This is a genomic window from Thalassospira sp. UBA4513 (assembly GCF_002388495.1).
Classification (GTDB): domain Bacteria; phylum Pseudomonadota; class Alphaproteobacteria; order Rhodospirillales; family Thalassospiraceae; genus Thalassospira; species Thalassospira tepidiphila.
Genome location: NZ_DGMR01000039.1, coordinates 500,143 through 522,081 on the forward strand (window position 1 = coordinate 500,143; position 21,939 = coordinate 522,081).

17 protein-coding genes are annotated in these 21,939 nt (G+C 54.9%); 15 read left to right on the top strand and 2 right to left on the bottom strand.

Going from position 1 to position 21,939, the window contains the following annotated elements:
* Positions 1 to 180 precede the first annotated feature (180 nt).
* The gene (gene acnA / locus B2T33_RS19170) at positions 181 to 2,868 is read right to left on the bottom strand and encodes an aconitate hydratase AcnA (protein WP_063088588.1); all 2,688 of its coding nucleotides are present in this window, start codon (positions 2,866 to 2,868) and stop codon (positions 181 to 183) included.
* An 820-nt stretch (positions 2,869 to 3,688) separates the two neighbouring features.
* On the opposite strand from acnA, the gene B2T33_RS19175 reads away from it, so the two are divergent.
* From B2T33_RS19175 to B2T33_RS19205, 7 genes are all read left to right on the top strand, one after another.
* The gene (locus B2T33_RS19175) at positions 3,689 to 4,498 is read left to right on the top strand and encodes an ABC transporter ATP-binding protein (RefSeq protein WP_040822694.1); all 810 of its coding nucleotides are present in this window, start codon (positions 3,689 to 3,691) and stop codon (positions 4,496 to 4,498) included.
* Positions 4,499 to 4,500: 2 nt separating this feature from the next.
* Positions 4,501 to 6,450, top strand: coding sequence for a long-chain fatty acid--CoA ligase (locus tag B2T33_RS19180; RefSeq protein WP_286792907.1), 1,950 nt, complete (start codon positions 4,501 to 4,503; stop codon positions 6,448 to 6,450).
* Between the two features lie 60 nt (positions 6,451 to 6,510).
* On the top strand, positions 6,511 to 7,404 hold the full coding sequence (locus B2T33_RS19185) for a branched-chain amino acid ABC transporter permease (RefSeq protein ID WP_008889236.1): 894 nt from the start codon (positions 6,511 to 6,513) through the stop codon (positions 7,402 to 7,404).
* A 285-nt stretch (positions 7,405 to 7,689) separates the two neighbouring features.
* A complete protein-coding gene (locus B2T33_RS19190; RefSeq protein WP_008889238.1) occupies positions 7,690 to 8,763 on the top strand; it encodes a branched-chain amino acid ABC transporter permease in 1,074 nt (357 codons plus the stop codon).
* A gap of 105 nt (positions 8,764 to 8,868) precedes the next feature.
* The gene (locus B2T33_RS19195; protein ID WP_064779813.1) at positions 8,869 to 10,113 is read left to right on the top strand and encodes an ABC transporter substrate-binding protein; all 1,245 of its coding nucleotides are present in this window, start codon (positions 8,869 to 8,871) and stop codon (positions 10,111 to 10,113) included.
* A gap of 152 nt (positions 10,114 to 10,265) precedes the next feature.
* Entirely contained in the window at positions 10,266 to 11,048 is a 783-nt protein-coding gene (locus tag B2T33_RS19200) for an ABC transporter ATP-binding protein (RefSeq protein ID WP_008889240.1), read from the top strand.
* A 58-nt stretch (positions 11,049 to 11,106) separates the two neighbouring features.
* Positions 11,107 to 12,342 carry a phenylacetate--CoA ligase family protein gene (locus B2T33_RS19205; RefSeq protein WP_286792908.1) on the top strand — a complete coding sequence of 412 codons (1,236 nt, stop codon included), beginning with the start codon at positions 11,107 to 11,109 and terminating at the stop codon, positions 12,340 to 12,342.
* Between the two features lie 79 nt (positions 12,343 to 12,421).
* Here B2T33_RS19205 and B2T33_RS19210 read toward each other — a convergent pair whose 3' ends face one another.
* Positions 12,422 to 13,690: a permease gene (locus B2T33_RS19210; RefSeq protein ID WP_286792909.1), complete on the bottom strand. Its 1,269-nt coding sequence runs from the start codon at positions 13,688 to 13,690 to the stop codon at positions 12,422 to 12,424.
* A 132-nt stretch (positions 13,691 to 13,822) separates the two neighbouring features.
* Between B2T33_RS19210 and B2T33_RS19215 the strand changes: the two genes are divergently transcribed.
* The 8 genes from B2T33_RS19215 to B2T33_RS19250 all read left to right on the top strand — a co-directional run bounded on the left by B2T33_RS19215 (position 13,823) and on the right by B2T33_RS19250 (position 21,918).
* A complete protein-coding gene (locus B2T33_RS19215) occupies positions 13,823 to 15,028 on the top strand; it encodes an MFS transporter (protein WP_286792910.1) in 1,206 nt (401 codons plus the stop codon).
* A gap of 180 nt (positions 15,029 to 15,208) precedes the next feature.
* Positions 15,209 to 18,082: a monovalent cation/H+ antiporter subunit A gene (locus B2T33_RS19220; protein WP_286792911.1), complete on the top strand. Its 2,874-nt coding sequence runs from the start codon at positions 15,209 to 15,211 to the stop codon at positions 18,080 to 18,082.
* A gap of 1 nt (position 18,083) precedes the next feature.
* Entirely contained in the window at positions 18,084 to 18,440 is a 357-nt protein-coding gene (locus B2T33_RS19225; protein WP_064779809.1) for a Na+/H+ antiporter subunit C, read from the top strand.
* Entirely contained in the window at positions 18,440 to 19,972 is a 1,533-nt protein-coding gene (locus tag B2T33_RS19230) for a monovalent cation/H+ antiporter subunit D (RefSeq protein WP_120224246.1), read from the top strand. The genes B2T33_RS19225 and B2T33_RS19230 overlap by 1 nt, the downstream gene beginning before the upstream one ends.
* An 18-nt stretch (positions 19,973 to 19,990) precedes the next feature.
* On the top strand, positions 19,991 to 20,482 hold the full coding sequence (locus tag B2T33_RS19235; protein ID WP_064779807.1) for a Na+/H+ antiporter subunit E: 492 nt from the start codon (positions 19,991 to 19,993) through the stop codon (positions 20,480 to 20,482).
* Positions 20,479 to 20,748, top strand: coding sequence for a K+/H+ antiporter subunit F (locus tag B2T33_RS19240; RefSeq protein WP_063088598.1), 270 nt, complete (start codon positions 20,479 to 20,481; stop codon positions 20,746 to 20,748). Before B2T33_RS19235 ends, B2T33_RS19240 begins: the two co-directional genes overlap by 4 nt.
* Before the next feature lie 12 nt (positions 20,749 to 20,760).
* A complete protein-coding gene (locus B2T33_RS19245; RefSeq protein WP_064779806.1) occupies positions 20,761 to 21,165 on the top strand; it encodes a Na+/H+ antiporter subunit G in 405 nt (134 codons plus the stop codon).
* Positions 21,166 to 21,294: 129 nt separating this feature from the next.
* On the top strand, positions 21,295 to 21,918 hold the full coding sequence (locus B2T33_RS19250) for a ribonuclease HII (protein ID WP_286792912.1): 624 nt from the start codon (positions 21,295 to 21,297) through the stop codon (positions 21,916 to 21,918).
* Positions 21,919 to 21,939 lie beyond the last annotated feature (21 nt).

Sequence of the window (21,939 nt, forward strand, 5' to 3'; positions counted from 1 at the left end):
TATTCTTAAGGGTGAGACGAAGGCGCCATTCCTAGCAGGTTCGGCGTACTTGAGAATTGTTCTGGATCAAGTCAGTAGCGTTCAATTGAACGTCGCCCAGTAAAATTCGTTACAAACAAGAACACCCCACCGGAAAACCGGTGGGGTGTCAATGTGTAAGCCAAAGATTTCAGATTGAAATCAGGCAGCTTTCATCATGTTACGCAGAACGAACTGCAGGATGCCGCCGTTCTGGTAGTAGAGAACTTCGTTCTCGGTATCGATACGGCAGGTAACAACGATTTCCTCGGTGCTGCCATCTTTGCGCGTGATGCGAACCGTGACGTCCTGAAGCGGGTTGATGCCATCACCGATGCCAAGGACATCAAAGGTTTCCGAACCGTCCAGCTTGTAGGTCGCACGACCTTCGCCGTTCTTGAACTGCAACGGCAGAACGCCCATGCAGACCAGGTTGGTACGGTGGATACGCTCGAAGCTTTCCGCGATCACAGCTTTGACGCCAAGCAGGTTGGTGCCTTTGGCTGCCCAGTCACGCGAAGAACCGGTGCCGTATTCCTTACCAGCGATGACAACCAGCGGGGTGCCTTCGGCCTGATAACGCATTGCAACGTCATAGACCCAGCCCTGTTCGCCCGACGGATAATGAACCGAAACACCACCTTCGGTGCCCGGTGCCATTTCGTTACGGATACGAATGTTGGCAAAGGTACCGCGCATCATGACTTCGTGGTTACCACGACGTGCGCCATAGGAGTTGAAGTCACGAACAGCAACGCCGTGCGCCTTGAGGTATTCACCTGCCGGGCTTTCTTCCTTGATCGAACCGGCCGGGGAAATGTGGTCGGTGGTGACAGAGTCACCCAGGATCAGGAGCGGACGTGCGCCATGAACTTCAGAGAAGTCACCCGGCTCTTTCGCCATGTCGACGAAGTAAGGCGGGTTCTGAACGTAGGTGGACTTGCCATCCCACGCGAAGGTCTCGCCTTCGGTGACTTCGATTTCCTGCCACGGTTTCGGACCGGCAAAGATGTTGTCGTAACGATCTTTGTACATGGACGCCGAGATCGAGGACGCGATGGTGTCAGCGATCTCTTTGTTGGTTGGCCAGATGTCTTTCATGAAGACGTCTTTACCGTTCTTGTCCTTACCGAGCGGATCTTTGTTCAGATCGATCTTCAGGTTACCGGCAAGCGCATAGGCAACAACCAGTGGCGGGGAGGCAAGGTAGTTTGCCTTGACCTGCGGGCTGATACGGCCTTCGAAGTTACGGTTGCCCGACAGAACGGCGGTGACGAGCATGTCGTTACCATCGATCGCGTCGATGATCGGTGCTGCCAGCGGACCGGAGTTACCGATACACGTGGTGCAACCGAAACCGGCCACGTTAAAGCCAAGCTGATCCAGGTAATCCTGAAGGCCTGCTTTTTCGAGGTAGTCGGCAACAACCAGCGAACCCGGTGCAAGCGAGGTTTTCACCCACGGCTTGCTCTGAAGGCCGAGTTCGACAGCTTTTTTCGCCAGAAGACCTGCTGCGATCAAAACGCTCGGGTTGGAGGTGTTGGTGCAAGAGGTGATCGCGGCGATGACGACGTTACCGTCCTTCATTTCGAAGTTTTCGTTCGAAACCGGAACAGAACGATCCGCATCAACACCCGGTGCCATATCGGCAAAGGTCTTGGTGAAGCTCGAAACGGCATCTTTCAGCAGAACACGGTCCTGCGGACGCTTCGGACCCGAAAGGGCCGGCTCGACGGTCGAGATGTCAAGTTCAAGCGTTGCGGTGTATTCGGCTTCATGTGCCGGGTCACGCCACATACCCTGTTCTTTGGCATATGCTTCGACCAGTGCAATCTGGTCTTCGTCACGGCCAGTCGAACGCATGTAGTTGAGCGTTTCGTCATCGATCGGGAAGAAGCCACAGGTCGCACCATATTCCGGTGCCATGTTACCGATGGTCGCACGATCCGGAAGGCTCATGTGGTCAAGCGCATCGCCATAGAATTCGACGAATTTGCCAACAACGCCTTTTTCACGCAGCATCTGAACGACGCGCAGAACAAGGTCAGTTGCAGTGATGCCTTCTTTCATGGAACCGGTCAGCTTGAAGCCGACAACTTCCGGGATCAGCATCGAGATCGGCTGACCAAGCATTGCTGCTTCGGCTTCCAGACCACCAACACCCCAACCGAGAACAGCAAGGCCGTTCACCATGGTGGTGTGAGAGTCGGTACCAACCAGCGTGTCCGGATAGGCAACGGTTTTGCCGTCTTCGTCCTTGCCGGTCCAGACGACCTTTGCAAGATGTTCGACGTTGACCTGGTGGCAGATACCAGCCCCCGGCGGAACAATGCGGAAGTTGTTGAAGGCGTTCTGGCCCCAACGCAGGAACTCGTAACGTTCGCCGTTACGTTCGAACTCGACTTCCATGTTTTTGTCGAGTGCGTCGTCGGTGCCGAAGAAGTCGATCATGACCGAGTGGTCAATGACGAGGTCAACCGGTGAAAGCGGGTTCACCTTCTGGGCGTCACCGCCCATCTTCACGACAGCATCGCGCATCGCGGCAAGGTCAACAACGGCGGGAACGCCGGTGAAGTCCTGCATCAGAACGCGGGCCGGACGATAGTTGATTTCGTGGCTGCTTTTGCGCTCTTTGAGCCAGTCAACAACAGCTTTGACATCGTCGGTTTTAACGGTGAAATCGTCTTCGTAACGCAGAAGGTTCTCAAGAACGACTTTCAGCGTGAAGGGAAGTTTTGAAACGTCGCCGAATTTCTCGGAAGCAACTTTGAGGCTGTAATAGTCGACGGACTTGTCCCCGACTTTCAGCGTGCGGCGCGTTTTCAGGTTGTCTTTGCCACAAATGGACATCAGACCCTCCTCAAGGTGGTTAAAAGGGCTTGTCGTGACAAGACACCCCGACCGTCGGAGCGCCGAGCGGTGGGCTATCTGTGTTGCGTGACGCGGGTCACGGCTACATATCTATGTGCAACGGGGTTACACCACAATTCCCTTTGAAAGTCCAGACCCCGAAAAGGGGTATTGGTGAAAACCCGTTGATCACAGCATGTTGGCAAAGCCCAACAAGCAGTCAAACGGCTTTAGACGATATGTGCCGTGGCTTTTGGCCTTTCAATAGGACAGGCAAAGCACGGAGTCTGTTTTTTCCTGACATGTTTATAAAGCCGCCGGCATTCGCGGCAATGAATGTCGGTGTGGGGCGCAGGATCCGGACGCCTGTAACGACGACTCCGCACCGGAGTCGGGGCGGCGGGTTCGAATTTGCCTGCAAAGCGACATGTTCCCAATGCGCGCGAATTGTGCGGTGCATGATTGCGAAAGATTTTTGCATTGCGGTGTTTTCGCGTGCCGTCTGCGACCTGCAACCTGAGATAACGCTACGTAATCAAGGGTAGAGCGGTCGGTGTATTCTGTCGTCAAATAATTGTGCGGTGCGAATTTGTAGAAAACTCCCAACCCCTTGAGAATCATTGCATTGACGCAATATGCTGAAATTGGTACTTAAATGCCTATTAAATGTGTCAGGCCCGGTTTCCGTAAGGTCAGGGTCATAAAATAAACCGACACATCATCAGGGAAACTGAATAGCGGTTTGCAAATTTTCACGCGAAAGAACCCGAAATGCGGTTCTGCGGCATTTGCGGCCCAAGTCAGGGAGGAATGCGACGGCATGACGTCACAGAGTCCTATTTTAGAGATTAGCGACGTGTCGCTTGTTTTCGGCGGCGTGCGTGCGCTGAGTGATGTCAGCTTCTCCGTTCAGCCGGGCGAGCTTTTTTCGATTATCGGCCCGAACGGTGCCGGTAAGACATCCATGCTGAACTGCGTTTCGGGGCGTTATACGCCAACGACCGGTTCGGTATCTTTCAAGGGCAAGGATGTTACCGGGCTCAAGCCGAATGATCGTGCGGAACTTGGTATCGGGCGTACGTTCCAGAACCTAGCGCTTTTCGGGCACATGAATGTGCTTGATAACATCATGGTCGGCCGTCACCACCTGCTTAAGAACAACTTTCTGAACGGGCCGCTTTACTGGTTTGGCGGCGCGCAGAAAGAAGAGCTCGATCATCGTCGCTTCTGTGAAGACGTCATCGACTTCCTTGAAATTTCGCACATCCGCAAGGCGACCGCCGGCACGCTTTCCTATGGTTTGCGCAAACGGGTCGAGCTTGCGCGCGCTGTTGCGTTGCGTCCGGACCTGATCCTGCTCGATGAGCCGATGGCGGGCATGAACCTCGAAGAAAAAGAGGACATGGCGCGCTTTATCATCGACCTCAATGAAGAGTGGGGCATGACCGTTGTCATGATCGAACACGACATGGGTGTGGTCATGGATATTTCCAACCGGGTTATGGTCCTCGATTTCGGTCGCAAGATTGCCGAAGGCCTGCCGGAAGAGGTCATGGCCAACAAGCATGTCAAAAAAGCCTATCTCGGCGAAGAAGACGACGACACGGACGAAGACGAGCAGGTGGCCTGATCATGAGCAGCAATATCCCGGAATATGCCGACGTTCAGTCGCTTGATAGCTTCCCGAAAGTGCTGGCCTACAACGCGCGCAACTGGCCCAAAGAAGTCGCCATGCGCGAAAAGGAATTCGGCATCTGGCAGGAATTCACCTGGCAGGATTACAATGACCGCGTCAAATGGATGGCGCTTGGCATGCGCGCCCTTGGGCTTGGGCAGGGCGATGTTGTTGGCATCATCGGCGAAAACCGCCCGGAATGGGTTTGGGCCGAAATCGCGGCGCATGCGCTGCGCGGTATGTCGGTTGGTCTTTATCAGGACAGCCTGCACGAAGAAGTCGCCTATCTGATTACCTATTCAGGCGCACGCATCCTGATCGCCGAAGACGAAGAACAGTGCGACAAGCTGCTTGAGCTTGGCGAAGACATCCCGACTGTCGACCACATCGTTTATTGTGACCCGCGCGGGATGCGCAAATACGACGATCCGCGTTTGCTGGATGTCGAAAAGCTTTATGAACTGGGCCGCGAGCTGGAGGCAAAAAATCCGGGCATCTATGACCAGATGGTTGCCGATACCCGTGGCGATGAATGCGCCATTCTGTGCACCACCTCGGGGACGACGTCCAAGCCGAAGATGGCGATGCTCAATTCAGGTGATTTCCTTGATCACTGTGCCGCTTACCTTCGTGCTGACCCGAAATATCCGGGTGACAATTATGTCTCCGTCCTGCCATTGCCGTGGATTATGGAGCAGGTCTATGTCGTCGGTCAGTCGCTAATCAGCCGCCAGATCGTTAATTTCGTCGAAGAGCAGGAAACCATGATGGTCGACCTGCGCGAAATTGGTCCGAACTTCGTCCTGCTGGCACCGCGCGTTTGGGAAACCATCGCGGCGGACGTTCGCGCACGGATGATGGATTCCACACCGTTCAAACAAAAGATGTTTGATTTCGGCATGGCATTGGCGCGCACCGCGATGGATGCCGGTGGCCATTCGAAAATGGCCGATATGATCCTGATGAGCGCGCTTAAAGATCGTCTTGGATTTTCCAATTTGCGTTCTGCAGCGACGGGTGGTGCCGCAATTGGCCCGGAAACCTTCAGGTTCTTCCATGCGATGGGTGTGCCGCTGCGTCAGCTTTATGGTCAGACCGAGCTGTGCGGCGCCTACACCATCCATCAGCCGGGCGATATTGATTTCGATACGGTCGGCGTTGCCTTTGATAATTCCGAGATCAAGGTCATCAACACTGACGAAAATGGTGTCGGCGAAATCATTGCACGCACGTCGGGCATGTTTACCGGATACTTCAAAAATCAGGCCGCCTATGACGAAGATGTCCGGGATGGCTGGATGCATACGGGGGATGCCGGTTACTTCAAGGACGAGAACAAGCACCTTGTGGTGATCGACCGCATGAAGGATCTGGCGGAAACCTCGACCGGGGTGCGCTATTCGCCGCAGTTTATTGAAAACAAACTGAAATTCTCGCCCTTCATTGCCGAGGCCGTGATTCTTGGCAAGGGGCTGCCGTTCCTGTCGACCATGATCTGTATTCGTTATTCGATCATGGCGAAATGGGCCGAGCAGCGCGGGATTGCCTTTACCAACTACACCAACCTGTCAGCCCAGCCGCAGGTCTATGACATGATCACCGAGGAAATCCGCGAAGTGAACAAGACACTTCCGGAAGCCCAGCGGATCAAGCGGTTCCTTCTGCTTTACAAGGAACTGGATGCCGATGACGGCGAACTGACCCGCACACGCAAAGTGCGCCGTGGTGTGGTCGCCGAGAAATATGCCGACATCATCGATGCGGTTTATGCCGGCAATGACAAGGTTGATATCGACACCATGATCACCTTCCAGGACGGGTCGAAAACCCGCATCCAGACGAGTGTGAAGGTCGTTGATCTTGATAATGACAAGGCCGCACAGACGGCCCCGAAAGCCGCCGAATAAGGCAGCAGCATAACTGTGGCCCCGGCCAAAGGCTTGGGTCGCCATTACAGGGATGGCAACATGAATTTCGAACTTCTGTTCCAGCTTCTGCTGAACGGTTTGATTGTCGGGACACTCTATGGCGTTGTCGCCATGTGCTTTGTCCTGATCTACAAATCGACCCAGATCGTCAACTTTGCCCAGGGTGAGTTCCTGCTGATCGGGGCATGGGTGTGTTATGCATTCCTTGTCGAGATGCATATGCCCTTCTGGCTGGGTTTCCTGTTTACCTTGCTGTTTATGATGGCGTTTGGCATCGTTCTGCAGATGGTTGTCTTGCGACCGATGATTGGCGAACCGATCATTTCGGTGATCATGGTGACCATCGGGCTTTCGATCTTCTTCCAGGCAGCAACCAAGTGGATCTTCGGGGCAACCACCGCGACCTATCCGCAGGTGTTTGAAACCCGATCGGTCAACCTTTTGGGGATGCAGATCGAGACGGCCTATATCATGAGCTTCGTGATCTCGTTGTTCATCATGGCCGGGTTCTATTGGTTCTTTAAATATTCCAAGCTTGGCCTTGCCATGCGCGCAACCGCCTTTGATCAGCAGGTCGCGCAAAGCCTTGGTATTTCCGTCAAAACCGTATTCGCGATGTCTTGGGCAATCTCGGCCCTTGTATCGGGTGTTGCCGGGATCGTGATCGGCATGGTCAATGGCGTGTCGTCCGCCCTTTCGGTGATCGGCATCAAGGTGTTCCCGGCGGTGATCCTTGGCGGGCTTGATTCAATTATCGGTGCCATTGTCGGTGGTGTGATCATTGGTCTGCTTGAAAACACCGCGGAATTTGTTGATGGCCAGTATCTGCACTGGGGCAACCTGTTCTCGATCGCACCGTTCTACGTGCTGATCATTATCCTGTGCATCAAGCCATATGGCCTGTTTGGCACCAAAGACATCGAACGTATTTAGGGCCTGTTGATGATCAGGGTGCCGCCGTGGTTGCCGCCTAAGGGCGCGAAATTAGGAGTGAGGACGCAGGACATGCTTGGCATATTCAAGGACGAGGGACGCGGGGTCGCGCCCTTAGGCGGCAATCCCTCTGGGACGGGGCGTATTTTCCCACCTACAGCGTCGCGGCTGGCTTTCGTGGGGCCCGCCACGCAGCGCCATCCACTTCTTGCAGGTGGGAAAATACGATCCCGCCACGACGGCATCCTGATCATCAATAGGCCCTAAGGACGAGGAAGATATACTATGGCTGGATTTTCTATACGTCCTTGCGGTGACTTCCGAACGACTTATCGTCAGGATACCCGCATCTTTGATACGACCTATATCCGTAACGCCGCGATCCTTGGCATCTTTGCGGTCGCCATGATCCCGTTTGTTCTGGATGGCTATTACGTCAACCTGTTCATTCAGATTTCCTATTTTGCGATTGCTGCACTGGGGCTGAATATTCTGGTCGGCTTTACCGGGCAGATTTCATTGGGCCATGCTGCCTTCTTTGGCTTTGGTGCCTTTGCGTCGGCCTGGATTAACAACACAACCGGCATTCCCGTCCTGTTGTCGATCCCGCTGGCCGGTTTGATGACCGCTGCGGTTGGTATGCTGTTTGGGTTGCCGGCGGCCCGCATCAAGGGGCTTTATCTGGCGATTGCGACACTGGCAGCACAGTTCATCCTCGAAGATTTCTTTGCCCGGGCCGAATGGTTTACCGGCGGTTCCTATGGCGCGGCAGCCAATCCGGTCAATGTGTTTGGCTATGAAGTTCTGGATGATTTCAGCTTCTTCTATGTCTGCCTGTTCTTCCTGGTGGTGATGTATCTGCTGGGCACCAACCTGATGCGGACCCGTGATGGTCGTGCCTTTGTTGCCGTGCGTGACCATTATCTTTCGGCTGAAATCATGGGGATCAACCTCACAAAATATCGCCTGATGAGCTTTGCGATTTCGTCTTTCTATGCCGGTGTCGGCGGGGCGATGTATGGCCACTATCTTGGCTTTGTCTCGGCCGAGGGCTTTACCATTCTGCTGTCGATCCAGTTCCTGGGCATGATCATCATTGGTGGTCTTGGTTCCGTCAAAGGGACGTTGATGGGCACGGTGTTTATGGTTTTGTTGCCAGAAGTCATGGAAACCGGTGTCAGCGCACTGAGCGTTTTTGAATGGGCCAATTCGACGGCTGTGACCGACGGGCTGGCCTATATCAAGGAGATGGCAATTGGTCTGGCCATCATCCTGTTCCTGATCTTTGAGCCGGATGGGCTTGCCCATCGCTGGCAACAGATCAGGGCGTACTGGAAGCTTTATCCCTTCTCGTACTGACTAAAACCCCGAACCCGGCCCGCTTACAAAAAACAAAAGGGCCGGGGCAAAAACGGGGCGACCGGGAGGCTTACTTTAGTGAAAACGTCCAAGGGAGACGTCGTTATGAAAAGATTGATTGCAGCGACCGCGATGGTTGCAACGGGGCTGTCGTTCTCGGCAGCACAAGCAGATGACGATATGGTATTTGTCGGCCATCTGATGGATATCACCGGTGCCACCGGCTTTATTGGCAAGTTCTATGCCGATGGTGTGCGCGATGCGCTGTCTTACATCAACACCCATGGCGGTATTGATGGCACGGTTCTGGATTCTGAATCTGTTGACTATGCCTACAAGGTTCCGCAGGCGATTGCGAACTACAAAAAGTGGCGTTCGCGCAACGACATGGTTGCGATGCAGGGCTGGGGTACGGGCGATACCGAAGCCCTGATCAGCTTCGTTGCCAAGGATGAAGTGCCGGTCTATTCCGCATCCTATTCCGGTCACCTGACCGACCCGACGGGCAAAAACCCGAAAACCGCCAAACCGGCACCTTATAACTTCTTCTATGGTGCGTCCTATTCCGACGCCTGCCGTGCGCTGGTTCAGTGGGCCGCAGAAGACTGGAAACAGTCTGGTGGTTCGGGCAAGCCGGTTTTCTCGCATATCGGCGATAACCACCCCTATCCGAACGCCCCGAAGGAAGCCTGTGCGGAATACGCAACCGAGCTTGGCTTTGAAGTAACCGCACCGGTCGTTGTTTCGATGAAGCCGGGTGACTTCAAGGCACAGTGCCTGACCCTTAAGGAAGCCGGGACCAACTATGGCTACCTTGGTAACCTTGGCCCGTCGGTTGTGTCGCTGGTGAAATCCTGTGACACGGTTGGTGCCACCCCGAAATGGCTGGCCAACATCTGGGCTGGTGACTACGAGACCCTTAAAACCATTGGCGATGTCGAAAACTACATCTTCCCGGCGATGACCAGCTTCTGGACCGATGAAGGTGTTCCGGGCATGGATCTGGTGCGTGAAATCTCCAAGATGTCGGACCGTTCTGGCGAAGAGTTCCGTACCCATCACTATATCCGTGGCATTTGCTCTGCCTATTACATGAAAGAAGCCATGGAATGGGCCAAGAACAATGGCGGAATCACCGGCGCGAACATCAAGGCAGGTATGTATGCCCGCCAGAACTGGGTGCCGGCCGGTCTTGAAGGCGTTTGCATGGAAGCAACCTGGACCGCCGAAGACCATCGCGGCATCAACACCGTCAATATCTATAACGGTAGCGCCAAGGGCGGTGAAGCAACGGTCGAAAAAGTAACGACTGTAACGCTGCCGCGTCGTGACGACTGGCTTGGTTACTAAGACCATCCATTAAGACGAATGTCTCCCAGACTGTTCGGAGGCAGGGCATAAGACGCAAGATGCCCTGTCTCCGACAGCTGGAGATCACAAGAAGATCATTCGAAAGGGACACCATGGCAGAGCCCGCCCGCAAAATAGAAACCGCCGAACCGATGCTGTCGGTCAACAATATCGAAGTCGTCTATGACGAGGTGATTCTGGTCCTGCGTGGCGTCTCGCTTGAGGTTCCGCAAGGCAAGATCGTTACCCTGCTGGGCCCGAACGGGGCGGGTAAATCCACGACGCTTAAGGCAATTTCGGGTTTGCTGAAAACCGAAGACGGTGAAGTCACCCGTGGTGACATCAGTTTCATGGGCAACCAGATTGCCAATGGCAATCCCGAGGATATCGTGCGCTCCGGCCTGTTTCAGGTTATGGAAGGCCGCCGTATCATCGAGGATATGACCTGCATCGAAAACCTGCGTCTGGGCGCCTATACGCGCAAGGACAACAAGGTCAAAGACGATATTGAAATGGTCTTTGAATATTTCCCGCGCCTTAAGGAACGGACCGGGCTTGCCGGTTACCTTTCAGGTGGGGAGCAACAGATGCTGGCGATTGGCCGTGCGCTTATGGCGCGGCCCAAAATGATCCTGCTTGATGAACCGTCAATGGGCTTGTCGCCGCTTCTGGTCAAGGAAGTGTTCGGGATCATTGAAAAGATCAATCGCGAACAGGGCATCACCATGCTCATCGTTGAACAGAACGCCAACTTTGCGCTTAAGGTTGCCGACTATGGTTACATCATGGAAAGCGGGAAGGTTGTTCTGGATGGCACCCGTGATGAGCTTCTGAATAACGAGGACGTCAAGGAGTTCTATCTTGGCGGCGGTTCTGAAGAACGCAAAAGTTTCAAGAACATCAAGTCCTACAAGCGCCGCAAACGTTGGCTCTAGGATCGCGACACTGGGGCCGTATATCGGTGTGGTGGACGCCTTTGAATGAAAGACGGGTATGATGCTGAAAACTTACTATGACGAGCGCGAAACGCGAACTCCCGGAAGCCGCGAGGCCGGCTTGATGGCAGCACTGCCGCGCATTCTGCATCATGCCAAATCGCAATCGAAGGCTTATGGTCGACTGTTGGCCGATATCGAGCCGCAAAAAATCACCACCCGCGATGCGCTGGCGAAACTGCCGCTGACCCGCAAGTCGGATCTTTTTGATGCACAGGCCAAGGAACCGCCACTTGCGGGCTTGAACGCAACGCCAATCCCGGCGATGGCGCGCCTGTTCCAAAGCCCCGGGCCGATTTACGATCCGCAGGGCAAGGGCGATGACTGGTGGCGGATGGGCCGGGCGTTCTTTGCCGCTGGCTTCCGCCCCGGCGATATTGTTCATAATTGCCTGTCCTACCATCTGACACCGGGTGGCTTTATCTTTGATAGTGGCGCACGGGCCTGTGGGTGTGTTGTCGTTCCGGCCGGGGTCGGACAAAGCGAGGCACAGGTCAAGGCAATCAGCGACCTTAAGCCAACCGGATATAGCGGCACGCCATCCTTCCTGAAAATCCTGATCGAAAAGGCCGAGGAGCTTGGTGCGGATATTTCATCGATCAAGCGCGCATTGGTATCGGGCGAAGCATTACCAGAAAGTCTGCGATCCTGGTTTGCCGAACGCGATATCGCCATGCTGCAATGCTATGCCAGTGCCGATCTTGGCCTGATTGCCTATGAAAGCGATGCCAAGGACGGCATGATTGTTGCCGAAGACATCATTCTTGAAATCGTCCGTCCGGGTACGGGCGAGCCGGTGGCAGAGGGCGAGGTTGGCGAAGTCGTCGTTACCACGCTTAACATGGACTATCCGCTGATCCGGTTTGCGACTGGCGACTTGTCGGCAATTGCCGAGGGTGCAAGTGGGTGTGGTCGCACAAACCATCGTATCAAGGACTGGATGGGGCGTGCCGATCAGACCACCAAGATCAAGGGTATGTTTGTTCATCCGCAACAGATCGGTGAAATCGTCAAACGCCATGGCGATATTGCCAAGGCGCGGCTTGTCGTTACCCGCGAAAACGATAACGACGTCATGACCCTGACCTGCGAGGGTATTGATGACGGCCAGATTGATGCGATTGCCGAAACCCTTGCCAGCGTTTGCAAACTGCGCGGGACGGTTTTGGCCGCAGAGGTTGGCAGTTTGCCCAATGACGGCAAGGTGATTGATGATCAGCGTGATCTAACCTGATTAAGTTAACTGACTTATTGTTTTATTCCCGCTCGGGAAAACTGTGCCGCTCGGCTTTGCCGGCGGCACTTTTTTTCTTTTAGATCAAACTGGTTGCCTTAAGCACTAGGCCACCTGCAAGCAGCGTAAGCGCCGTTCCGACGATCACGTTTTTAAGGGAAAGCACAGACCCGTCGCCATGGTCATGGTCGTGATCATGATCGTGACCGTGGTCGTGGCCACCATGATCATGCTCGTGGTCGTGCTGTGCTGCTTTCTGACCTTCGCGACGAAGCCACAGCAGGATGCCAATCAGCCCAAAGGCCGCGATGTTGAGGAACAGCGTATAATTGACGCCAAAGGCACTGACCTCGGCGATGTCTCGGCTGCTTTCAGGCAGGGCGCCAATTGCGACAAAGGCATAGTGCAGGATAAGAGCCGTTGCGACGATACTGGCATACATGACACCTGCGATATAAAGCGCAGTTTTCCAGCCATAATACCGGGCATTGACCTTGACCAGTGGCGGGACCATCAGGTCCGAATAGATAAAGCCCATAATCCCGGCAAAGCTGACACCCCCGGCACTCAGAACCGTGGCCAATGGAATGTTCCCCATTGAACCGATAAAGGTCGCGGCCGCGACAAATGGTGCCACAAGGGCATTTTCAAGAACGGTCAGGAACGGCAAGTCTGCTGCCTTACCCGTGCCGTCCCCGGCAAGGAACAGGGTCTGCCAGAATTCGGCCGGGACAAAGACCGCAATAAAGCCGGCAATCGTGAAACCGATCAGTATTTCACGCCAGACCATCTGCCATTCCATGACAAAGCGGTTGCCGACCTGTTGCCAGCCTTCCTGGGACTTGACGCGTTTCTTCCAGTCGAAGTCGTCTTCTTCGCTGCCGGTTTCTTCATCGGCATGTTGCTTGGCGGCTTCAATCATCTCCTTGGGATATGTCACGCGGATCAGAACAGCAGAAATCGCAATCATCAGGATACCCCCAATGATTTCGGCGGCCAGAAACTGCCACCCCATAAACAGGAAGATCAGAACGCCAAGTTCAATGACCAGGTTGGTCGATGCGAACATGAAGGCGACAGTGGCAATGAAATGCGCACCTTTCTGGAACAAGGATCGTGCCGCCGAAAGGGCTGCAAACGAGCACGAACTTGATATGGCGCCAAACAAACCGGCAAGCGAAACGCTACCGATCCCGGCGTCGCCCATATGCGCAGTCAGGCGGTTCTTGGGAACGAAAACCTGAATCGCGGCACTGATAGCGTAACCAAGCACAAACGCCCACAGCGCGTTCCAGAAGAAACCAAGTGCGGTCATGACGCCGTTTGAATATTGATCTAGCAAATCCATTGTGACCTTCCTGCCATTTCAGGTGTCGGGGTACTGTTGAAACGGCTGGAAAGGTGAGGTGTTCCAAGATAGGCATTCGACAACATCTGTGTATGATGGCCGAAATGCCAAAAATGCCGCGGGGGAAGCAAGGTGCGTACGGGCAAGGTTTTTGCCGTTTCCATGATTACGGTCTGCCAGTTGATGGCGCTTGCGCTGTGGTTCTCTGCCACGGCGGTGCTGCCGCAATTGCGCAGCGAGTTTGGCATTGGGGCGCTGCAATCTTCATTATTTACCAGTGCAGTTTTGCTGGGCTTCGTTCTGGGAACTGTAACCAGTGCGATCCTTGGTCTGGCGGATCGCATCGAACCCCGGCGGTTTTGGGCGGCATCGGCGATGATTGCCGCGACTGCCAATATCCTGATCCTTGTTGTTCCGGTTGACGGCGTTGTTGTGATCCTGTTGCGGTTGATCACAGGTGTTTGTATGGCCGGGATTTATCCGATTGGCATGAAGATGGTTGCAACCTGGTCACGCGGGGATACCGGTTTCTTGGTCGGGCTTTTGGTCGGGGCGCTGACAATGGGGTCTGCCATGCCGCACCTGTTTGCGGTGGCAGTGCCCTTGGACTGGCGATACGTGATCATGACCGCCAGTGTAACCGCCTATATCGCGGCGATTGCCATCCTGTTTGTGCATCTGGGTGGGACACCGGGACGGTCGCCCCGCTTTGATCCGAAAATGGTTGGCAAGATCTGGTCAAACAAGCCGCTGCGCCATGCCTGCTATGGCTATTTTGGGCATATGTGGGAACTGTATGCCATGTGGGGCTGGATCGGATTGTTCCTGTATGGCGCGTTTTCAGATCGTGTGATGGATAATCCCGGTGTCTGGTCAGCACTTTCAACCTTTGCCATTGTTGGCATCGGTGCGTTCGGGTCCTTGGCCGGGGGGTATTATGCAGACCGGATTGGCAGAACGACCGTGACGATTGCCGCCATGATCGTCAGTGGCGCCTGTGCGCTGGTTGCCGGTGGGCTATCCGATGCCCCGATTATACTTCTTATTGCGGTCTGCATCGTCTGGGGGATCTCCGTGATCGCGGATTCCGCGCAGTTCTCGTCCTGCGTCATTGAACTGACCGACCCGCATCAGGTAGGAACGGCATTAACCCTGCAAAATGCCATCGGGTTCCTGATTGCGCTTGTTTCCATCCATCTTGTGCCGGTTGTCGCCGATCAGACAGGTTGGTGGGGGGCGTTTGCCATGTTGGCTGTCGGCCCTGTTTTGGGAACGATTGCCATGGTCAGGCTGCGCATGATGCCTGAGGCGATACAGCTCGCAGGCGGTAAAAAGTAAGGTTTGCCCGCTATAATTGCGATCTTTGGTGATCGGCTTCACTTGACAGCAGGGTGTTAAAAAGCTGCGCTGTTTGGGTTTTCTTGACCATTATCAGTACTAATATTAACTTCTGGCGGAATTTTCTTGCTGTCTCGCGTTCGGGGCGATGCGGCGAATATCCAAAAATAAGGGTCTTTCATGAGTCTCACCCTCATTGTTTTGCTTCCCTTCATTGGGGCGGTGTTACCCGCCATAATGATCAGGGCCGGGCGCAATGCTTGTGCCACAGCGACCGGTTCTGTCACGCTGCTTGCCCTGATCTTGCTGATGGCAAAGGCCCCGGCGGTCATTGCCGGCGAGGTATTTCAGGTCAGTTATAGTTGGCTTCCGGAACTAGGTCTGAATGTGACCTTCTTCCTCGATGGGCTCGGGTTGCTATTTGCGACCCTGATCCTGGGTATCGGTCTTCTGATTATCATCTATGCGCGGTTCTATCTTTCCAAGGACGATCCGATGGGCAGGTTCTATGTGTTCCTGCTGTTGTTCCAGGGGGCCATGGTCGGTATCGTTCTTTCCGATAATATCCTGCTGCTGTTGATTTTCTGGGAACTGACGTCGCTGTCATCGTTCCTTCTGATCGGGTACTGGAAACATTTGCCAGAAGGCCGTCAGGGCGCGCGCATGGCGCTTGCCGTGACCGGTGCTGGTGGTTTGGCTATGATTGCCGGGATGCTGATCCTTGGCGATATTGTCGGATCCTATGATCTGACCGTGATCTTGCAGAACGCCGATCTGATCCAGGCATCGCCGATGTATTTGCCGGCCTTGATCCTGATTTTGCTGGGCTGCTTTACCAAATCGGCACAGTTCCCGTTCCATTTCTGGCTGCCGCATGCGATGGCGGCACCGACGCCGGTTTCGGCCTATCTGCACTCGGCCACAATGGTGAAGGCGGGCATCTTCCTGATGGCACGCATGTGGCCGGTTCTGTCGGGCACGCCGGAATGGTTCTATATCGTTGCGACCGCTGGTCTGGTGACCATGGTGCTGGGCGCATGGATTGCGATCTTCAAGCACGACCTTAAAGGTCTTCTGGCATATTCGACCGTCAGTCACCTTGGTCTTGTCACCATGCTGCTTGGTTTCGGGACACCGATGGCGGCTGTTGCCGGGGTCTTCCACATCATCAACCACGCGACCTTCAAGGCGGCCCTGTTTATGACGGCCGGTATCATCGATCATGAAACCGGGACCCGTGATATCCGTCGTTTTGGCGGGTTGCTCAACCTGATGCCGATTGCAGGCACCATCGGGATTATCACCGCCGCCTCGATGGCCGGGATCATTCCGCTCAATGGTTTCATTTCCAAGGAAATGATGCTGGAAGAAGCATGGCACACCATGTGGCTGGATCAGAACTGGGTGGTTCCGCTTCTGGCGACCGTCGGTGCCCTGTTCTCGGTGGCCTATTCCTTCCGGTTTATTTTCCACGTCTGGCTGGGCAAGCCGCGTGATGAAAACTTGCCGCATCATCCGCATGATCCGCCCTTTGGCATGTGGGCACCGCCCGCATTGCTGACGGTTCTGGTTGTGCTGATTGGTCTGTTCCCAGCAACCATTGCCGGACCGCTGGTCGCTGCGACCGCAGGGGCTGTTATCGGTGGTGAATTGCCGGAATATCACCTGTCGCTTTGGCATGGGCTGACACCGGCCCTTGGCATGAGCGTGATTGCGATTATCGGTGGATCGCTTTTGCTGATGCGTCATGGTGGCCTGATGTCGGCAACCGCCAACCTGTCGCGGCCCGATGCCAAGGCAATGTTTGATTGCGGTATGGCCAAGGCCGTTGCGCTCAGCCGTCTGGTTTCGGACAATCTGCATAACGGGTCATTGCAGCGTTATCTTGCCATCACGATCATCGGTTCCATCGGGATCGGGCTTTCGGGCTTCTATGCGCAGCCGGACTTCCAGTCAGGCACGCGTGAGCTTCTTGAAGTTTCGCCGCCTGCCGCCATTGGCTGGTTGTTGCTGGTTGTGACCTGTATTGCGTCGGTCTTTATGCATCACAACCGCTTGCTGACGTTGCTTCTGGTCGGTGTGGTTGGTCTGATTGTATCGCTTGGCTTTATCTATCTTTCGGCACCGGACCTTGCGCTGACGCAGATTTCGGTCGAGGTGGTGACAGTCATTCTGATGTTGCTTGCTCTTAACATCCTGCCCAAGGAAACCCCGAAGGAAAGCCTGCCGGGTCGCAAAATGCGCGATGGTATTGTCTCGATTGCGGCTGGTCTTGGGGTCGGTGGTGCGATCTGGGCGATCATGACCCGCGATCTGCCAAACACGATCTCGTCCTATCATCTGGCGAATTCGAAAACCGAAGGTGGTGGTACCAACGTCGTGAACGTCATCCTCGTTGACTTCCGTGGCTTTGATACCTTTGGCGAAATCATCGTTCTGGGGATTGCCGCACTTTCGATCTTTGCACTGATTGAAACCGTGACCCAGGGCGAGGCGGCCAAACGTCTGGCCAACTGGGTTGTCAGCAACCGTCGCTCGGCCGATCGTCACCCGATGATGATGGTTGTGGCGACGCGTGTGATGTTGCCGCTGTCGCTGATGGTGGGTGTTTACATCTTCCTGCGCGGTCACAATGAACCGGGCGGTGGCTTTATCGCGGGTCTGGTCGTCTCGGTTGCGCTGGTCATGCAGTATATGGCGTCGGGCTTTGGCTGGACCCAGAACCGCATGAAGGTCAATTACCATGGCATGATCGGTCTTGGCGTGATTGCCGCGGCGATTACCGGTGTCTCAGCCTGGGTTGCGGGTCTGCCGTTCCTGACCAGCGGGTTTGTTCATGTTCACCTGCCGATCGTTGGCGAGTTCGAACTGGCATCGGCCATGGGCTTTGACCTTGGCGTCTTCCTGACCGTGGTGGGGGCAGTGATGCTCGCACTTGCTAAACTTTCGCAGGTCGAACGTATGGCCGAACATGTCGAAATAAATACCGAGCCGATGGACCACGATCCGTCGTTGTCGGCAGCACTGGCGGCAACGCCGGGCAAGGAGGCCTGATATGGAATTTCTTGTCGCAAGCAGTATTGGGCTTCTGACCACGTGCGGGACTTATTTGTTGCTGCGCGGGCGAACCTTCCCGGTGGTTGTTGGCTTGGCCCTGCTGTCCTATGCGGTGAACGTCTTCCTGTTCGCCATGGGACGTCTGACCATCAACATGCCGCCGATCCTGCGTGAGGGTGTCACCGAATATACTGATCCATTGCCACAGGCGCTTGTCCTGACGGCAATTGTGATTTCGTTCGGTATGACGGCATTGATCGTTGTTTTGTCGATCCGGACTTTCCTTGAAATCGGTAATGACCATGTTGACGGTCGTCCGGTTGGCGCGCCATCCGAAGCAGGAGATAAAAACTGATGGGTGACTGGATTGTTGTTCCCATAGTGCTGCCCGCCGTGATGGCTGCCCTGATTGTTCTGGCGGTGCGTCACGACATTATTCTGCAGCGCGTATTTTCCATCACGGCAACGGTCGCCCTTGTGGCCGTGACACTTTCGCTTCTGGTTTATGCCAGTGGCAATGGCCCGGAAATGTATGCGCTGTCGGATTGGCCGGCACCGTTTGGCATTGTTCTGGTGCTTGATCGTCTTTCGGCGATGATGGTGTTCCTGACATCGCTTCTTGGTCTTGGCGTTGTTCTTTTCGCATCAAGCGAATGGGACCAGCGCGGCAAGCATTTCCATGCCCTGTTCCAGTTCCAGCTGATGGGGGTCAATGGTGCGTTCCTGACCGGTGACATCTTTAACCTGTTCGTGTTCTTCGAAGTTTTGCTGATTGCGTCCTATGGCTTGATGCTGCATGGCGCGGGGGCAGAACGTTTGAAGGCCGGGATGCAATATGTCGTCATCAACCTGACAGGGTCTTCCTTGTTCCTGATTGGTGTCGGCATGATCTATTCCGTCACCGGGACGCTGAACATGGCCGACCTTGCCATTCAGGTCACCAATGTCGCGTCGGGTGATGCAGCCCTGCTGCGCGCCGGTGCGTTGATCCTGCTTCTGGTGTTCTGTGTGAAGGCCGCACTTGTTCCGGTTCATTTCTGGTTGCCGGGCACCTATGCCAATGCACCGGCACCGGTGGCCGCCCTGTTTGCCATCATGACCAAGGTCGGGGCTTATTGTGTTCTGCGTGTCTATTCGCTGGCCTTTGGCGATACGGCCGGTGACATGGCCTGGCTGGCAGCGCCGTATGTCCTGCCGGCCGCACTGGTAACCCTGGTACTTGGTATGACCGGGGTTCTGGCGGCGAAACGTCTTAACAGTCTGATCGCCTTTTCGGTGATCGGGTCGATGGGGACCTTGTTGATTGCCATCGGGCTGTTTACGCCCGAAGCCATTTCGGCCGGTCTTTATTATATGCTGCATTCGACCTTCTCGGCGGCGGCCCTGTTCCTGATTGCCGATCTTGTGGTGTCACGCCGCGGGCAGTTCGGGGACAGTTTGCATACCGCACCGCGCTTCCATCAGACCGGCTTCCTGGCGGTTTTGTTCTTTATCGGTGCGATCGGTATGGCCGGGATGCCGCCACTTAGTGGCTTTATCGGTAAACTTCAGATTCTTGATGCGGCACGCGATAGTGATGCGATGGTCTGGATCTGGTCGATCATTCTGGTGACGTCACTGATGTGCATCGTCGGCTTTGGCCGGGCGGGCAGTGTTCTGTTTTGGAAAAGTGCCTCCGTCGATGGCGAAATCACGGTCGAAGGTGCGAAATGGCCGGTTCTTCCGATCATTGCCAGTTGCGGTATGGTCAGTGGCCTGATTGCGCTGACCATCTTTGCCGGACCGATTACCGAGTATCTGAACGGCGTTGCGGCACAGTTGTTTGATACGTCGCATTACATCGAAGCGGTGCTGGGCGAAAATGCCCTGTCACTGGTCGGTCAATAAGGGGAGAGGATAGAAAAGATGATAAAACGTTATCTGCCCCATCCGCTTTTGACACTTGTACTGCTTGTTGTCTGGGTGTTCCTGGTCAATGAAGTCTCGGCCGGTGCGGTGATTTTTGGGCTTATTCTTGCGATCATCATTCCGCTGATCACAGCCAGTTTCTGGCAGGATCGACCGCGCTTGCGCAACGTCTATGGGATCTGTGAGTACGGGCTGATTGTGCTGTGGGACATTCTGGTGGCGAATGTGATCGTGGCTGGTTTGATCCTGTTTCGCAAAACCGAAAGCCTGGAATCAAAGTCGGTTGTTGTGCCGCTTGATCTGACCTCGCCAGAGGCGATCACAACGCTTGCCGGTACGATCACCATGACGCCGGGAACCGTGACGATTGATCTGAGTGCCGATGCCAAAAGCCTGCTTGTGCATTGCCTGCACGCACCCGATCCGCAGAGCGTGGTGGACGATATCAAGAACCGCTACGAACGCCGTCTGAAGGAGATTTTCGAATGATCGATTATGCACTGAATTTCGGCTTTATCTGCGTTGCGCTGGCACTTCTGATGAACCTGTATCGTTTGACCGTCGGGCCGACCACGGCAGACCGGGTGTTGGCAGTTGATACCATGGCGATCAATGCCATTGCCCTTCTGGTGCTGTACGGGATTGGCAAGGCAACTGCGATGTATTTCGAAGGGGCATTGCTGTTTGCGATGTTCGGGTTTGTTTCAACCGTGGCCTATTGCAAGTTCGTCTTGCGCGGCGACATCATCGAATAAGGGAGCGTAACGATGCCGTTTGTTGTTGAACTCATCATTTCGCTTCTGATCGTGATCGGCGGACTGTTCTTGCTGGTTGGGTCGTTCGGGATGATCAAGTTGCGTGATCTTTTGCCGCGCCTGCATGCACCGACCAAGGCCAGTACAGTCGGGCTTGGCGGTGTCTTGATTGCGTCCATGCTGTTCTTCTGGATTGAGCGCGGTAAATTCACCATTCACGAATTGCTGATTACGCTGTTCATCTTCCTGACAGCGCCGATCACCGCAAACCTGATCGCCAAGGCGTACATGTTGCTGAATGTTGATCCGAACAAGGAACTGCCGCCCAGCAAACAGAATGAAGGTTGGGCAACCTTTGATCCGATCGGACCAGAGGGGTATGACCCCAGCGAAGAATATCAGGAAAAGGAAACCTGAAAGGGTCAGGACCTTTGATGAATTCAAGCGGCACCGGGAAACCGGTGCCGTTTTGTTGTTAGGGTGTGTTGCCTGCGTGCATCTCAGTTGCTAAGACGAAAGACAGAGAGGGACGGGACAGAGATCACCATGCCGGATTTTGCCATCGAAGATCAGTATCAGGGCCGTATTGCCGGGATCGACGAAGTCGGTCGCGGGCCGTTGGCTGGTCCGGTCGTAGCGGCGGCTGTTATCCTGCCGCGCGATGGACGTCTTCCGGTGGAGCTGCTGTCCGAGCTTAATGATTCCAAGAAACTCTCGGTCAAGAAACGTGATCACCTTTACGGCGTCATCATGAACTGTGCCGAAGTCGGCATTGGTGCCGCATCCGTGCGCGAGATTGACCAGATCAATATCCTGCAGGCGACCTATGTCGCCATGCGCCGCGCTGTCAGTCGCCTTGGGGCTTTGCCTGATCAGGCATTGGTTGATGGCAATCGCGACCCCGGGTTGCCCTGTGCGGTGGAGACGGTGGTGAAAGGCGATAGCAAGTCGCTTTCAATTGCCGCGGCATCAATCGTTGCCAAGGTGGTGCGTGACCGCGCCATGGCCCGCTTGGCCACGCGATATCCGTTCTTTGGCTGGGAAGGTAATGCCGGGTACGGCGTCAAAAAGCATATGGCGGGGTTGGGCGAGGTGGGCCCGACCGCCCATCACCGCAAAAGCTTCAAGCCGATTGCTGATTTGTTTGATGCGATGATGGATGGCCGCTAGGTCCGCTTTCACGGCATTTGG